Raw genomic sequence first — 15,781 nt, 5'->3', positions numbered from 1 at the left:
GCGGGTTCGTGAATCAGCGTCGGGTGCGTCGGGGCTGGTCGCTGGATCGGCGGACGACCAGCTCGGGCTGGAACACCACGTGCCGGTGCCGGTGCGTGTCGCCGGAATCGGCCTCGTCCAGCAATAGCTCCGCCGCGGTGCGTCCGAGTTGGTCGCGGGGCTGGCGTACCGACGACAGCGGCACCGCCGCCGCGTCGGCGAACTCGATGTCGTCGTAGCCGACGATGGCCACGTCGGCCGGCACCCGCAGCCCACGCGCGGTCAGTTCCTGGAGTACGCCGAGAGCGAGCAGGTCGTTGGCGCAGAACACGGCGGTGGGGCGCTGCCGGGCCGGTAGGGCCAGCAGATCCTCGGCGGCACGTCGGCCGGCGGCGACGGTCAGGCTGCTGGTGACCGCCACCCGGAGTTCGGCGGTGCCGCCGGTTTCCTTCAGCGCTGCGGCGGCTCCGGCGTGCCGGTCGGCGACCTGGGCGATGGAGACCGGGCCACCGAGGTAGGCGATGCGCTGATGGCCCTGGTCCAGCAGGTGGTCCATGGCGAGTCGGCCACCGAGGACGTCGTCGACCGCCACCGAGCAGCGGTTCGCGCGGCCAGTGCCCCGGTCCACCAGCACCACCGGGATGCCCCGGTCGATGAGCTTGTCCAGGTTGGGCTGGGGGCCGTGACCGACCGGGGTGATGAGGACGCCGCGGACCCGCTGCTCCTCCAGCAACTCCAGGTGGCGGCGCTCCCGGGCGCTGTCCTCGCCACTGTTGCAGACGACGAGCATGGCGCCGGCTTCCTCGATCACCTGTTCGGCGCCCCGCACGACGTCGGTGAAGAACGGGTTGGCCACGTCCAGCACCACGATGGCGACGGTGCGACTGTGCCCGGCACGGAGTTGACGCGCGGAGTCGTTGCGGACGTAACCGAGGGTGGTGATTGCGTCGAGTACCCGCTGGCGGGTGGCGGGGGCGACCGTGTCGGGCCGGTTGAGCACGTTGCTCACGGTGCCGAGGGAGACGCCGGCGTGCCGGGCGACCTCTTTGATGTTCGCCGTGCCCATGACTCCCTCAATGCCTGGTGCGGTGGTCGCGGCCCGAGCTGACCGGGTTCGCCCGGCAGTCTATAGCGGCTAAAACGTTTCATCTATTCGACGCGGTGTGGCAACAGGGGAGAAATGGCAGTGAAACTCTTGACGCTCTCGAAGGCCGCCCCATACGGTCCATGTCGATGCGTGAAACGATTCAGGAGGAGGTCGGATGACCGCCGAAGCACCGGACACGGACCGCGGTCCGCTGCTGGTACTCGACGGCGTGACGAAGTCCTTCGGGGCCGTCGCCGCGCTGCGCGGGGTGCGCCTGGCGCTGCACTCCGGCGAGGCGCACGCCCTGGTCGGCGAGAACGGCGCCGGCAAGTCCACACTGGTGAAGATCCTGGCCGGGGCACACGATCCGGACTCCGGCGAGATGACCCTCGGCGGGCAGCCGCTGCGCCTTCGCGGCCCCGGTGACGCCCGGGCCGCCGGCATCGCCGTCATCTACCAGGAACCGACGCTCTTCCCGGACCTGTCGGTGGCGGAGAACATCTTCATGGGCCGGCAACCACTTCGCCGTCTGCGCCGCATCGACACCGCGACGATGAACCGCGACGCGGCGACACTGTTCCAACGGCTGGGCGTCCGGATCGACCCGACCCGCCCCGCTCGGGGGCTCTCGATCGCCGACCAGCAACTCGTCGAGATCGCCAAGGCGATCTCCTTCGACGCCCGGGTCCTGGTCATGGACGAGCCCACGGCCGCACTGTCCGGTGTGGAGGTCGAACGCCTGTTCGCGGTCACCCGGTCGCTCTGCGAGCGCGGAGCCGCGGTGCTGTTCATCTCGCACCGGTTCGACGAGGTGTTCGACCTGTGCCACCGCATCACCGTGCTCCGCGACGGTGCCTGGGTCTCCAGCGACCCCGCCGCGGACCTCAGCGTCGACGAGGTGGTGCGGCGCATGGTCGGTCGGGACGTCTCCTCGCTCTACCCGAAGCAGGACGCCGAACTGCGGGACACGCTCCTCGAAGTCCGTGGGCTGACCCGGGCCGGAGTCTTCGCCGACGTGTCGTTCTCCGTCCGGGGTGGGGAGATCGTCGCCCTCGCCGGGCTGGTCGGGGCCGGGCGCAGCGAGGTCGCCCGCGCCATCTTCGGCGTCGACCGGTACGACACGGGTGAGGTGCTGGTGGCCGGCCGGGCCGTCCCGGCCGGGAACCCGGGCCGGGCGATCACCGCCGGCATGGCGCTGGTCCCCGAGGACCGTCGACAGCAGGGCCTGGTGATGGAGTTGTCGGTGGAGCGCAACGCCACCCTGGCCCGCCGCCGGGCATTGAGCCAAATGGGCCTCCTGTTCGGGAGCGCCGAGCGGTCCGAGGCCCACCGCTGGACACGGCGGCTACAGGTGAAGGGCGCCCGGCTCGGGGCGCCCGTGGCGACCCTCTCCGGGGGCAACCAGCAGAAGGTCGTGCTCGCCAAGTGGCTGGCCACCGAACCACGGGTTCTGATCATCGACGAACCCACCCGTGGCATCGACGTCGGGACCAAGTCCGAGGTGCACCGCCTGCTCTCCGAGCTGGCCGGCGAGGGGCTGGCCATCCTGATGATCAGCAGTGAACTGCCCGAGGTGCTCGGCATGGCCGACCGGGTTCTCGTCATGCACGAGGGGCGACTGGTCCGCGAGCTGCCCCGGGCCGAGGCGGACGAGACCTCCATCATGTTCGCCGCCACCGGTCAAGGAGCGAGCGCATGAGCCGCACCGGCGCTGTTGCGCCCGACCAGACCGCCGAGCACGCCCCGACCGACCCCGGCCGGCAGCGCCGTGGTTTCACCGAGCGGCTGCTGGCCGTACGCGAGCTGAGCCTGCTGATCGCGCTCGGCCTGCTGGTCCTGGTCACGACCCTGCGCAACGACCGATTCCTGAGCGGCCAGAGCGTCAAGGACCTCCTGCTGGGCTGCGCGATCCTGGTGATCCTGGCGGTCGGTCAGACCCTGGTCATCGTCACCCGCAACGTCGACCTCTCCGTCGGCTCGATCCTGGGCCTGGTCGCCTTCGCCACCGGCACGCTGTTCGTCTCCGCCCCCGGCACCCCGTGGCCGGTGGCGCTCGTCCTCGGTGTCGCGTTGGGCGCGCTGTGCGGGGTTGTCAACGGCGGCCTGATCGCGGTGGCCCGGGTGCCCGCCCTGGTCATCACCCTCGGCACCCTCTACGTCTTCCGGGGCGTCGACTACTACTGGGCGTCCGGGCGGCAGATCAACGCCGCCGACATGCCACAGTCGTTCCTGCGGCTGGGCAACCAGACGGTGTTCGGCGTACCCGTGCTCTTCCTCGTCGCGCTGGTCGTCGTCGTCGCCGTCGGCTTCTACCTGCGCTCCTACCGCAGCGGCCGGGAGCTGTACGCGATCGGCTCCGAACCGGCCGCCGCCCGGCTCTCCGGCATCCCGGTGGGGCGGCGGGTGTTCACCGTCTTCGTGGCCAGCGGAGCGCTCGCCGGGCTCGCCGGCGTGCTGTACGCGGCCCGGTTCGGCACCCTCGACGCGGCCGCCGGCACCGGCCTGGAGCTCCAGGTCGTCGCCGCGGCCGTGGTTGGCGGAGTGGCGATCTTCGGCGGCAGTGGCAGTGCCTACGGCGCGGCGCTCGGCGCCGTGCTGCTGACCACGATCGGTAGCTCGCTCGCCGTTCTGCGCATCGACCCGTTCTGGCAGCAGGCCGTGGTCGGCGCACTCATCCTTGCCGCCATCGGGCTGGACCGGCTCCTGGCCCTGCGGGTGGCGGCCCGGCTCCGAGGGAGAAGCGCCCATGGCGCATGACAGCCTGTACGCGGCACCGCCCACCGCCGAGGCCGAGCCCGCCGCGGGCCGTGTCGCCAGCCTGCGCGGGCTGCTCGGTTCCTGGGACGCGGTGATCGTGGCCGCGCTCGTGGTGGTCGTGCTGCTCGCCGGCCTGACCGTGGAGAATTTCGCCACCGGTCGCAATGCCCAGTTCCTGCTGCTCGATCTGGTGCCGCTGGCGCTCATCGCGCTACCGATGACCCTGATCGTGATCACTGGCGAGATCGACCTCTCCGTCGCCAGCATGGTGGGCCTGTGCAGCACCCTGATGGGCCAGCTCTGGCTCTCCAGCGGGTTGTCCCTGGAATTGATCTGCGTCCTCGTGGTGCTGCTCGGCGCCGTGCTCGGCGCGGTGAACGGGCTCTTCGTCACCGGCTTCGGCCTGCCGTCGCTGGCGGTCACCATCGGCACGCTCGCCCTCTACCGCGGGCTGTCCTTCGTCGTGCTCGGCGACCAGGCCGTCGCGGACTTCCCAGCCGACTGGACGGCCGCCGTCGTGCGCAACATCCCCGGCACCTCCGTTCCGGTAGTGGTCGTGCCGCTGCTGCTGCTCGCGGTGGTCTTCGCGGTCGTGCTGCACGCCACACCGGCCGGCCGGGCGCTCTACGCCATGGGCAACAACGACCAGGCCGCCACGTTCACCGGCGTCTCGGTCGCCCGGACGAAGTTCTGGCTCTTCGTGGTCTCGGGTGCCGTCTGCGGGCTGGTCGGCATCTTCTGGACCCTGCGCTATGCCAGCGCCCGCGGCGACAACGCCACCGGCCTGGAGTTGACAGTGGTGACCGCTGTCCTGCTCGGCGGTGTCTCGATCTTCGGCGGCCGAGGTGCTCTGCTCGGTGTGCTGGCCGGCGTCCTGCTCCTCGGAGTCCTGCGCAACGCGCTGCAACTCGCCGACGTCGACGCCAACGCGCTGACGATCGTCACCGGCACCCTGCTCGTCGCATCCGTCGTACTGCCCAACGCCGTCGCGGACGTCCGCGCCCGGCTGCACCGTCGACGACAGCGGCAGCCCGCCGCGTCGTGACGTCCCCCGCGCACCAACCACCCCTGGAAGGATGACGATGTCCGCGTACCGCAGAGGGCTCCGCGTCGGGGCCACCAGCCTCACTATCGCCGCACTGCTCCTCAGCGCCACGGCCTGTGGCGGCACCACCCGGGACGACACCGACAACGACGCCGGCGCCGGCAACCAGGCGAGCGGCGCCGCCAATCCCAACGCCGCTCTCCGCGAAGGTCTCAAGATCGCCTTCCTGCCGAAGCAGCTCAACAACCCGTACTTCACGGTCTCGGACAACGGCGGCAAGGACGCGGTCACCGAGATCAAGGGTGAGTTCAAGGAGGTCGGCCCCTCCGAGGCCAGCGCCTCGTCCCAGGTCAGCTACATCAACACCCTGTCTCAGCAGGGCATGGACGTGATCGTCACCTCGGCCAACGACCCGAACGCGATCTGCGGGGCGCTGAACCAGGCGAAGGCGGCCGGCGCGAAGATCGTCACCTTCGACTCGGACACCAAGCCGGAGTGCCGCCAGGTCTTCGTCAACCAGGTCACCGCCGAGGGCATCGCGGAGAACCAGGTCAAACTCATCTCGGAGCAGATCGGCGGTGCCGGCGAGGTCGCGATCCTCTCCGCCACCGCCAACGCGACCAACCAGAACGCCTGGATCGCGTTGATGAAGACCGAGCTGGCGAAGCCCGAGTACAGCAAGATCAAGCTGGTCACCGTGGCGTACGGCAACGACGACGATCAGAAGTCCTTCCAGGAGACCCAGGGTCTGCTGCAGTCGTACCCGAACCTCAAGGGCATCATCTCGCCCACCACCGTCGGTGTCGCCGCCGCCGCCCGCTACCTCAGCGGGTCGCAGTACAAGGGCAAGGTCAAGCTGACCGGCCTGGGCACGCCGAACCAGATGCGCCAGTACGTCAAGGACGGCACCGTCGACGCGTTCGCCCTGTGGAGCCCGGCCGACCTCGGCTACCTCGCCGCGTACGCCGGTGCGGCCCTGGCCTCCGGTCAGATCACCGGCGCCGAGGGCGACAAGTTCAAGGCCGGCAAGCTCGGCGAGTTCACCGTCGCGAAGGACGGGGTGGTCATCCTCGGCCCGCCCACCGTGTTCGACAAGAACAACATCGACCAGTTCCAGTTCTGAGCGCCCTTCCGGTCGGTGCCGGCGCACGCCGTGCACCGACCGGAAAGCCGACGGGAGAGACACCATGACGCTGCCCGACACGCAGACCCTCGGACGGGTCAAGCAGGCTCTGCGGTCCCAGCGGATCGAGACGCCATCCTGGGCGTACGCCAACTCCGGAACCCGGTTCAAGGTCTTCCCGCAGGAGGGGGTGCCGCGTAATCCGTACGAGAAGGTCGCCGATGCGGCGGTCGTACACCAGCTCACGGGCATCGCACCGACTGTGGCGCTGCACATCCCGTGGGACCGGGTCGACGACTACGCCGAGCTTGCCGCGTACGCGGGGGAGCGTGGTGTCGCCCTGGGCGCGATCAACGCCAACGTGTTCCAGGACAACGACTACAAGCTGGGCAGCGTCACCAACCCGGATCCGGGGGTACGCCGCAAGGCCATCGACCACCTGCTCGAGTGTGTGGACATCATGGACCGCACCGGCTCCCGTGACCTGAAGCTCTGGTTCTCCGACGGCACCAACTACCCGGGCCAGGACGACATCCGTGCCCGGCAGGACCGGCTCGCGGTGGCGCTGCGCGAGACCTACGACCGGCTCGGCGACGACCAGCGGCTGCTGCTGGAGTACAAGCTGTTCGAGCCGGCGTTCTACAGCACCGACGTGCCGGACTGGGGCACCGCGTACGCGCACTGCCTGGAGCTGGGTCCGAAGGCGCAGGTGGTCATCGACACCGGCCACCACGCCCCGGGTACGAACATCGAGTTCATCGTGGCGTTCCTGCTGCGCGTCGGGAAGCTCGGCGCGTTCGACTTCAACTCGCGCTTCTACGCCGACGACGATCTGATGGTCGGCTCGGCGGATCCGTTCCAGCTGTTCCGGATCATGTACGAGATCGTGCGTGGCGACGCACTGGCACCGGAGGCCGGCATCGCGTTCATGCTCGACCAGTGCCACAACATCGAGGCGAAGATCCCCGCCATCATCCGCTCCGTGCTCAACGTGCAGGAGGCCACGGCGAAGGCGCTGCTCGTCGACGCGGGCGCACTGGCCGCCGCACAGCGCGGCGGTGACGTGCTCGCCGCCAACGCCGTGCTGATGGACGCGTACAACACCGACGTCCGGCCGCTGCTCGCCGACCTGCGCGCGGAGTCGGGCCTGGATCCGGACCCGATGGCCGCGTACGCCCGCTCCGGCTACTTCGACAGGATCCGCGCCGAGCGCGCCGACGGCCAGCAGGCCGGCTGGGGCGCCTGACCGGCATACACAGATACGCAGACTGGGGACGTGAGGACGATGCAACCCGAGGTTCAGGCGCTGATCGCGCGCAGCAACCGGCTCGGCGCAGACCCGACCACGACGAACTACGCCGGGGGCAACACCTCTGCCAAGGGCGCGGCCACCGACCCGGTCACCGGCGCTCCGGTCGAGCTGCTCTGGGTCAAGGGCTCCGGCGGTGACCTCGGCACGCTCACTCCGTCCGGGTTGGCCGCGCTGCGGCTGGACCGACTCCGCGCCCTCGTCGACGTCTACCCCGGCGTGGAGCGGGAGGACGAGATGGTCGCCGCTTTCGACTACTGCCTGCACGGCCGGGGCGGTGCCGCGCCGTCCATCGACACCGCCATGCACGGCCTCGTCGACGCCGCGCACGTCGACCACCTGCACCCCGACGCCGGGATCGCGATCGCCGCCGCAGCGGACGGGCCGGAGCTGACCAAGGAGATCTTCGGCGACCGGGTGCTGTGGGTCCCCTGGCGGCGGCCCGGCTTCCAACTCGGCCTCGACATCGCCGCGGTGGCGCGGGCCAACCCGCGCGCCGTCGGTGTGATCCTCGGCGGCCACGGCATCACGGCCTGGGGCGCGACCAGCGACGAGTGCGAGCGCAACTCGCTGGAGATGATCCGGGACGCACAGGCGTTCCTCGACCAGCGGGGTCGGGCCGAACCGCTCGGTCCGGTCATCGCCGGCTACGAGCCGCTGCCACCGGACCAACGTCGGCGTCGGGCGGCGGCGCTGTTCCCGGTGCTGCGGGGCCTGGCGTCCACCGACCGGTCGCAGGTGGGCCACTTCGACGACAGTGACGTGGTGCTCGACTTCGTCGCGCGGGAGAAGCACAGCGCGCTCGCGGCCCTCGGCACCTCCTGCCCGGACCACTTCCTGCGGACCAAGGTCCGTCCGATGGTGCTCGACCTGCCGCCCACCGCCCCGATCGAGGCCGTGCTCGCCCGCCTCGCCGAGCTGCACGCCGCCTACCGTGACGACTACCGCGCCTACTACGACCGGCACGCCGGCCCGGACAGCCCCGCGATGCGTGGCGCCGACCCGGCAATCGTGCTGGTGCCGGGCGTGGGCATGTTCAGTTTCGGTGCGACCAAGCAGACCGCCCGGGTCGCCGGCGAGTTCTACGTCAACGCCATCAACGTGATGCGCGGCGCGGAGTCCGTGTCGCGCTACGCGCCGATCGACGAGGCCGAGAAGTTCCGGATCGAGTACTGGGCACTGGAAGAGGCGAAGCTTCAGCGCATGCCGAAGCCGAAGGCCCTCGCCACGCGGGTCGCGTTCGTCACCGGTGGTGGCTCCGGCATCGGCCGGGCCATCGCCCACCGGCTCGCCGCGGAGGGCTCGTGTGTCGTGGTCGCCGACCGCGACGCCGAGGCGGCCGGCGCCGTCGCCACGGAGATCGGCGGCACCGACGTGGCGGTCGCCGTCGCGGTCGATGTCAGCGACGGTACGGCTGTCGCGGATGCCCTGCGCGACGCGGTGCTCGCCTTCGGTGGGGTGGACCTGATCGTGAACAATGCCGGGCTCTCGCTGTCCAGGTCGTTGCTGGAGACGACCGAGGCGGACTGGGACGTCCAGCACGACGTGATGGCCAAGGGTTCCTTCCTCGTCTCGCGGGAGGCCGCGCGGGTGCTGCTCGCGCAGGGGATGGGCGGGGACATCGTCTACATCTCCAGCAAGAACTCGCTGTTCGCCGGCCCGAACAACGTGGCGTACGGCGCGGCCAAGGCCGACCAGGCGCACCAGGTCCGCCTGCTCGCCGCCGAACTCGGCGGCCACGGCATCCGGGTCAATGGAGTCAACCCGGACGGGGTGGTCCGCGGTTCCGGCATCTTCGCCGGGGGCTGGGGTGCGCAGCGGGCCGCCGTCTACGGCGTGCCGGAGGAGAAGTTGGGCGAGTTCTACGCCCAGCGCACGCTGCTCAAGCGCGAGGTGCTGCCCGAGCACGTCGCCAACGCCGTCTTCGTGCTCACCGGCGGCGAGCTGTCGCACACCACGGGGCTGCACATCCCGGTGGACGCCGGGGTCGCCGCGGCCTTCCTGCGCTGATGACCGCCGTGCGACTGGCCGCCGTGGACGTGGGCGCGTCCAGCGGCCGGGTGATGCTCGCGCGTGTCGGACCGGAGACGCTGGAACTGGCCGAGGCGCACCGGTTCCGCAACGATCCGGTGCGGGTGGCGGGCACCCTGCACTGGGACGTCCTGGCGCTCTACCGGGGTGTCCTGGAGGGACTGCGCTCCGCCGGTCCGGTCGCCGGTCTCGGCATCGACACCTGGGCGGTGGACTACGGGTTGCTCGACGCCACCGGCGCTCTGCTCGGCAACCCGGTGCACTACCGCGACGGGCGCACCGAGGGCGTCGGCGACCGGGTGGCGGAGCAGCTCGGCCCGGCGCGGCTGTATGCCACGACCGGGCTGCAACACCTGCCGTTCAACACCCTCTACCAGCTCGTCGCGGCCGCCGGAACGCCTCAGCTGGAGGCCGCGCACCGGCTCCTGCTGATCCCGGATCTCATCGCCTACTGGCTCACCGGTGTGATCGGCGCCGAGGTCACCAACGCCTCCACCACCCAGCTGTACGACCTGCGTCGCCGCGCCTGGGCCACGGACCTGATGGCCGACGCGGGGATCCGCGGCGAGCTGTTCCCGCCGCTGCGCGAGCCGGGCACCCGGATGGGCCCCGTGCTGCCCACGCTCGATCTGCCCGGAACTCCCGAGGTGGTGGCGGTGGGATCGCACGACACGGCCTCGGCCGTGGTGGGAGTGCCGGCGGTGGGTGAGCACTTCGCCTACATCTCGTGCGGCACCTGGTCGCTGGTCGGCGTCGAGCTGGACGCCCCGGTGCTCACCGAGGCGAGCCGGCGGGCCAACTTCACAAACGAATCCGGCGTCGACGGCACGTTCCGCTACCTACGTAACGTGATGGGCCTCTGGCCACTTCAGGAGTCGGTGCGTACCTGGGGCACCACGGACCTGCCCGCCCTGCTCCGTCAGGCGGCCGACGAGCCGGCCTTCCGATCTGTGGTGGACCCGGACGATCCCGCCTTCCTGCCACCCGGCGACCTGCCCGCCCGCATCGCCGAGGCCTGTCGGCGCACCGGCGAGCCGGTGCCGGGGCACCCGGCGGCGACCGTCCGGTGCATCCTGGACAGCCTCGCGTTGGCGCACCGGCGCGCCGTCCAGCAAGTGCAGCAGCTCTCCGGTCGGCACGTCGACGCGGTGCACGTCGTCGGCGGCGGCGCCCGCAACGACCTGCTCTGTCAGCTCACCGCCGACGCCTGCGGCCTGCCGGTGCTCGCCGGGCCGGTCGAGGCCACCGCCCTGGGCAACGCACTGGTGCAGGCCCGCGCCCTCGGCGCGATCGGTGGTGGCCTGGGCGAGCTGCGGTCCGTGCTGCGCGCGACCCAACAGATCGTGCGGTACGAGCCGCGCGCCGACGCGACGGCGTGGCGGGCCGCCGCCCGACGTCTCGGTTGGGAGGACTGAGCGTGCGGGCGGTCTGACCGGCCCGCTCCACCGGCAGGAGTGGGGCGGCGGTCCGGTGACCGCCGCCCCAGCAACGGGTCAGATCGTGATGCGTCCGGCGCCGGCACCTGCGGTGACGCTCGCCTTCACACCGCTGGCGGCGTCGAGTTGGTAGGAGTAGGGGATGGCCGCGACGTCGCCCGCGCTCTCCGGCGCCCCGGAGTTGACGAAGACGTTGTCGCGCTGGACGAGGTCGCCCGGGTCCGATTCGGCGTAGCCGACCGCCGTCGGCCGGGTCACGTTCTCGAAGTAGTTGCCCTCGACGAGCACGCCGGCGCCCATCGTGGACGCGACGCCGTAGTCCGCGCCGAAGTAGTAGTTGTTGAACACGTGCACCGGGTCGCCGAACCGGACCCGGGGGTGGCGCTCCTTGCTGCCGTCGAACCAGTTGTGGTGGTAGGTCACCCGCAGGTGCCCGATGTCGGCGGTGAAGCCGTCGTCGTGGCCGAGCAGCATGCTCTTTGTGTGGTTGGTGACCCGGTTCCACGAGACGGTGACGAAGTCGGACTCCCGCTTGATGTCCAACGCGCCGTCGTAGCCGCCGTCGAAGGTGTTGTGGTCGATCCAGACGTTGCGCGAGTTCTGCACGTTGACCGCGTCGTCGTCCCAGCCCCGGAAGGTGAGGTTACGGATGATGACGTTGCTGGCGCTGCTGACGTTCAGGCCGTTGTCCAGCGTGGCGTTGCCGACGCCGAGCACTGTCTTGTTGGAGCGGACGTCGTTCATCTTGTCCGGCATGGTGAGCGAACCCTGCACCCGGATGATCAGCGGTGATGCCGACTCCAGGGCGTCGGCGAGCGCCGGGCCGTCGGAGACGGTGACCGTCTGACCACCCGCGCCGCCGGTGGTGCCGCCGTTCTGGGTGGCCCAGCCGACCAGGCCGGTCTGCGGTGGGGTGGTCGGTGGAGGAGTGGTCGGGGGAGGGGTCGTCGGGGGCGGGTTGGTCGGCCCGCCCGGCAGGCCGACCTTGCCGACCCCGGCCTGCGCGGTCACGACGGCCTTGATGTCGCAGGCGGTGGTGATGGTGTACGCGTACGGCGGGTTGGTCACGCTGCCGCCGGTCTCACCCGTGCCCGAATTGATGAGGCAGTTGTTGCGGGCGACCAGCCGGCCGGGGCCGGAGGACGCCTCGGCCAGGTGGTACGGGTCGTCGACGTTCTCGAAGTAGTTGCCCTCCACGATCACGCCGGAGTTCTCCGTCGCGGCGACCCCGTAGTCACCGGTGTTGAGGTAGTAGTTGCTGTAGACGTGCACCTGGTCGCCGAAGCGGACCCGGGGGTTGCGCTGACGGGTCTCGTCGAAGAAATTGTGGTGGTAGGAGACCTTCAGCCGCCCGGTGTCCTGCGCGGCGTTGCCGTCGTCGTGCCCGAGCAGCATGTTCTTGTCGGTGCCGTCGGCGTGGTTGTAGGACACCGTCACGTACGACGAGCCGCGCTTGATGTCGAGGCCGCCGTCCGAGCCGGTCGTCCAGGTGTTGTGGTCGATCCAGATGTGGTGGGAGAACATCTGCACGTTCATCGCGTCGTCGGCCCAGTTGCGGAAGTTGAGATTTCGCAGGATGACGTTGTGCACGGCGTTCGCGGGCGGGCTGGTGACCGCGTTGTCGATCGGCAGACCGATGTTGAGGCCGCCGCCGGTGAAGCCCGAGTTGGCGCCCAGCCCGACGATCGTCTTGTCCGAGGTGACCTCGTGCATCGGGCCGGGCAGTGCGATCAGCCCGCTGACCTGGATGATCTTCGGACCGGCCGAGGCAGCCTCGGCGATGAACTGCGCCGCGGTGGTCACCGTGACGGTCGGGCCGCCGGCCCCGCCGGTCGTGCCGTTCTGACCCCAGGCGTCGACCGAGGCCCAGCCGTCCGCCACGTTCGTGCCCGGGTCACCGGGCGGGTCCGGCGTCGGGTCGGTCGGGTCCGGCCCGGGGGTGGCGCTGGTGACCTGCACGTTGTCGAAGTTCGCGCTGGCGTTGAAGGTGGCGACACCGATCCGGCCGCTGGCGAACTGGCTGTCGGTGGCCTCGGTCAGCAGCGTGCCGTTGACATAGCCCTTCAGTGAGCTGCCGGCGACGTCGATCCGCAGCGTGTACGCGGTGCCGACCGTCACCGTGGTCGCGGCGCTGTCCAGCGTGGTGCTGGAGCCGCCGCTGAGTCGCTTGAGCTCGATGGTGTTGTTGCTGCGCAGCGCCAGGTAGTAGTAGCTCGTGCTGCTCTGCGCCCGGGCCAGCAACGCGACGAAGCGGTTGGAGCCGTTGAACGCTGTCGGTTTGACGGTGGCCTGGACCGAGTAGTCGGTCCAGCTCGCCGTACCGGCCAACGACCGGGCGTCGCTGCTGGTGCCGGACTGTCGGTAGACCCGGGAGCCGTCGGTGGCGACCGTCCAACTGCCCCCGGACGCGGTCCATCCGGTGGCGTTGCCGTCCTCGAAGTCGTCGGTGAAGAGGGTGTCGGCGTAGGCGCCGGTGGCGCCCATGCCGAGGGCGAGGGCGACCGCGGCGAGTGCTGCCCCGATCGTGAGCAGGAGACCTCGGCGATGCCTTCGCCAGGTTTCGGTGGTGTGCACGGAACCTCCTTGGTGGTGGGTTGTCCGGAAACGAGGGGATGCGATAGACAAGCGTCTATGCATGAGGGTGGTGTCCTCCCTTGGTGACGGGGCCGGTGCTGGTCGACCGGCCCCCGCCGCTGCTAGAAGCCGAGCTTTCCGGTGCCGGAGCCGGCCGAGACGACCGACTTGATCGTGTTCGGATCGGTGACCGTGTACGGGTAGTAGGTGCTGGGCTCCTGCACCGAGCCACCCGCGTCACCCGGCTCGCTGGTGCCGGCGAGCACGTTGTTCCGGGCGATCAGCCGACCCTTGGACCCGGCGTAGCTGATCGACCAGGGCACCTCGACGTCCTCGAAGTAGTTGCCCTCGACCACGCAGCCCGAGTTGAGCTGGCAGGCGACCCCGACGTCGGTGTTGTAGACGAAGTAGTTGTTGAAAACGTGCACCGGCTCGCCGAAGCGGACCCGTGGATTGCGCTGCGGTGTCCGGTCGAACCAGTTGTGGTGGTAGGTCACCTTCAGATAGTTGGTGTCCTGGGCGGCGTTGCTGTCGTCGTGTCCGAGCAGCATGTTCTTCGTGTGGTGGTGGGTGTGGTTCCAGGAGACGGTGACGTAGCTGGCGCCACGCTTGATGTCGATCAGGCCGTCATAGCCGTACGCCAGGTCGTTGTGGTCGATCCAGATGTGGTGCGAGAACATCTGCACGTTTATCGCGTCGTCCACCGTGTTGCGGAAGTTCAGGTTGCGGACGATCACGTTGTGCACCGCGTTGGCGGGAGGGCTGGTCGCGGTGCTCACCGGCAGGCCGATGTTCAGGCCCCCGCCGGTGATGCCCGAGCTGGCGCCCACGCCGACGATCGTCTTGTCCGAGGTCACGTCGTGCATCGGGCCGGGTAGCGCGATCACGCCGCTGACCCGGATGTTCAACGCGCCGGCGGTGCCGATCGCGGCGAGGAACTCGGCGGCGGTGTCGACGGTGACTGTCGGACCGCCCGCGCCGCCGGTGGTGCCGTTCTGGCCGAGCGCGTTGACCGATGCGAAGCCGATCGGTGGTGCGCCCGGGTCCAGTGGCGGCTCGGTGGGTGGCAGTGTCGGCTCGCCCGGGGGCTCCCCGGGCGCTCCGGTCTCGGTGTCCACCCGGACGTCGTCGAAGGACGCGCTGGCATACGAGGTGGCAAGCCCGGCGCGGCCGGCGGCGAACGCGCTGTCGGTCGCCTCGACCACCAGCACGCCGTTGACGTAGCCCCGCAGTGTGGTGCCCACGGCCTCCAGGCGCAGCGTGGCCCAGCTGCCGGTGGTCACGCCACCGGCTGCCGAGTCGAGCGCCACCGGGTCTCCACCGGCCCGCCGAAGCAGTTGCACGCCGCCGCTGGCGGTCACCGCCAGCGCGTAGTAACTGCTGCTGTTCTGTGCCCGGGCGATCACCCCGACGTGCCGGTTCGTGCCGCCGAACCCGGTGGGTCTGACCCGCGCCTGGACGCCGTAGTCCGCCCAGCCCGCGGCGGAGGTCAACGCACGGGCGTCGCTGCTGGTGCCGGACTGCCGAAAGACCAGTGAACCGTCGGTCACCACCGACCAGCTGCCCCCCGACCGCGACCAGCCGGTCGAGTTGCCGTCGGAGAAGTCGTCGCTGAGCAGCGTGTCGGCGAAGGCGGGCGGGGTGGCGATGAGCACCGCTGTGGCGGCGAGCGCTCCGGCGGCGAGTGCCGCCGCGATCAGCCGGGGTCTCGGCCGGCCCCGAGGTTTCGGTGATGTCATCGTGGACCTCCCTGGTGGTGGTGGCGGTCTCAGATTTTCGATTCCGTAACGGATACGAAATGAGCCATACACGAACGGTAGGGAGACGCACTGGCGAGAGTCAATAAATTGAATGTGCAGGTATGTTGCAGGCTATTTGGGCAACACTTATTGCTCGGCCGCTGGCGGTCGAGTCGGCAGGCATTCGGTCGGGTTCACCGAAACGACAGTGCCCGTTCTGCGCGGCCGCCGGATGCTGTTTGTGCGGCTGCCGTCGTTCAGTTGTCGATGCCCGATGCGCTCTGTCCGGGGTCGGTCGAGTTGTCGGTGGCGCAGGTCCGTTCGTCTGCCCCGGCGGGTGCCGGCGCGGCGTGGTACCACCCGGTGGGCGGGTGTCCGGGGTTGGCGAGGCGGCCTCGATCAACGGGCCTGGCTGGCACCCGTACGCACCTCCCGGACCTGCAAAGGTTTGCAGCGAAGTAAGCACGGCACTGCGACCGACGTCAATGCCCTGCGGTGAACCTGCGGCATTTATCCGCGTTGGCGGGGGTGGGGCGTCACCGCGCCGGCCCTCGGTGGCCACTAGATCGGCAATGTAGACCATGATCAATGCAACAACCGTTTGCAGGAAACCAAGATCTGTTGATTGACATGAATTAATCGCCGTGCTTAGCATGGGTGCTGGAAAGCGCTTTCCGCCCTCGCACCCCACCACCACGGAT

General features: G+C 70.0%; 10 protein-coding genes. 7 read left to right on the top strand and 3 right to left on the bottom strand.

What is annotated here, in order from left to right:
• Positions 1–13: 13 nt before the first annotated feature.
• Positions 14–1,045 carry a LacI family DNA-binding transcriptional regulator gene (locus tag ACQRWP_RS13855; protein WP_430502636.1) on the bottom strand — a complete coding sequence of 344 codons (1,032 nt, stop codon included), beginning with the start codon at positions 1,043–1,045 and terminating at the stop codon, positions 14–16.
• A gap of 196 nt (positions 1,046–1,241) precedes the next feature.
• On the opposite strand from ACQRWP_RS13855, the gene ACQRWP_RS13850 reads away from it, so the two are divergent.
• The 7 genes from ACQRWP_RS13850 (at position 1,242) to ACQRWP_RS13820 (ending at position 10,746) form a co-directional block, all read left to right on the top strand.
• The gene (locus ACQRWP_RS13850; RefSeq protein WP_430502635.1) at positions 1,242–2,765 is read left to right on the top strand and encodes a sugar ABC transporter ATP-binding protein; all 1,524 of its coding nucleotides are present in this window, start codon (positions 1,242–1,244) and stop codon (positions 2,763–2,765) included.
• Positions 2,762–3,823, top strand: coding sequence for an ABC transporter permease (locus ACQRWP_RS13845; protein WP_430502634.1), 1,062 nt, complete (start codon positions 2,762–2,764; stop codon positions 3,821–3,823). Before ACQRWP_RS13850 ends, ACQRWP_RS13845 begins: the two co-directional genes overlap by 4 nt.
• Positions 3,813–4,868 (top strand): ABC transporter permease, encoded by a 1,056-nt coding sequence (locus ACQRWP_RS13840; protein ID WP_430502633.1) that lies wholly within the window; start codon positions 3,813–3,815, stop codon positions 4,866–4,868. Before ACQRWP_RS13845 ends, ACQRWP_RS13840 begins: the two co-directional genes overlap by 11 nt.
• 37 nt (positions 4,869–4,905) lie before the next feature.
• Entirely contained in the window at positions 4,906–5,991 is a 1,086-nt protein-coding gene (gene rhaS / locus ACQRWP_RS13835) for a rhamnose ABC transporter substrate-binding protein (RefSeq protein WP_430502632.1), read from the top strand.
• 64 nt (positions 5,992–6,055) lie between these two features.
• Positions 6,056–7,237 carry an L-rhamnose isomerase gene (gene rhaI, locus ACQRWP_RS13830; RefSeq protein ID WP_430502631.1) on the top strand — a complete coding sequence of 394 codons (1,182 nt, stop codon included), beginning with the start codon at positions 6,056–6,058 and terminating at the stop codon, positions 7,235–7,237.
• A gap of 39 nt (positions 7,238–7,276) precedes the next feature.
• Complete coding sequence (locus ACQRWP_RS13825) at positions 7,277–9,310, top strand: bifunctional aldolase/short-chain dehydrogenase (protein WP_430503198.1); 2,034 nt, start codon at positions 7,277–7,279, stop codon at positions 9,308–9,310.
• The gene (locus ACQRWP_RS13820) at positions 9,310–10,746 is read left to right on the top strand and encodes a rhamnulokinase (protein WP_430502630.1); all 1,437 of its coding nucleotides are present in this window, start codon (positions 9,310–9,312) and stop codon (positions 10,744–10,746) included. Before ACQRWP_RS13825 ends, ACQRWP_RS13820 begins: the two co-directional genes overlap by 1 nt.
• Before the next feature lie 78 nt (positions 10,747–10,824).
• On the opposite strand, the gene ACQRWP_RS13815 is transcribed toward ACQRWP_RS13820, so the two are convergent.
• Both ACQRWP_RS13815 and ACQRWP_RS13810 read right to left on the bottom strand, forming a co-directional pair.
• Positions 10,825–13,341 carry a right-handed parallel beta-helix repeat-containing protein gene (locus tag ACQRWP_RS13815; protein WP_430502629.1) on the bottom strand — a complete coding sequence of 839 codons (2,517 nt, stop codon included), beginning with the start codon at positions 13,339–13,341 and terminating at the stop codon, positions 10,825–10,827.
• 122 nt (positions 13,342–13,463) lie between these two features.
• Entirely contained in the window at positions 13,464–15,080 is a 1,617-nt protein-coding gene (locus tag ACQRWP_RS13810) for a family 16 glycoside hydrolase (RefSeq protein WP_430502628.1), read from the bottom strand.
• Positions 15,081–15,781: the final 701 nt, after the last annotated feature.

Origin of the sequence: Micromonospora trifolii (assembly GCF_050516465.1) — a bacterium.
GTDB lineage: Bacteria > Actinomycetota > Actinomycetes > Mycobacteriales > Micromonosporaceae > Micromonospora > Micromonospora trifolii.
This window is presented reverse-complemented; position numbering and strand designations above follow the sequence as displayed.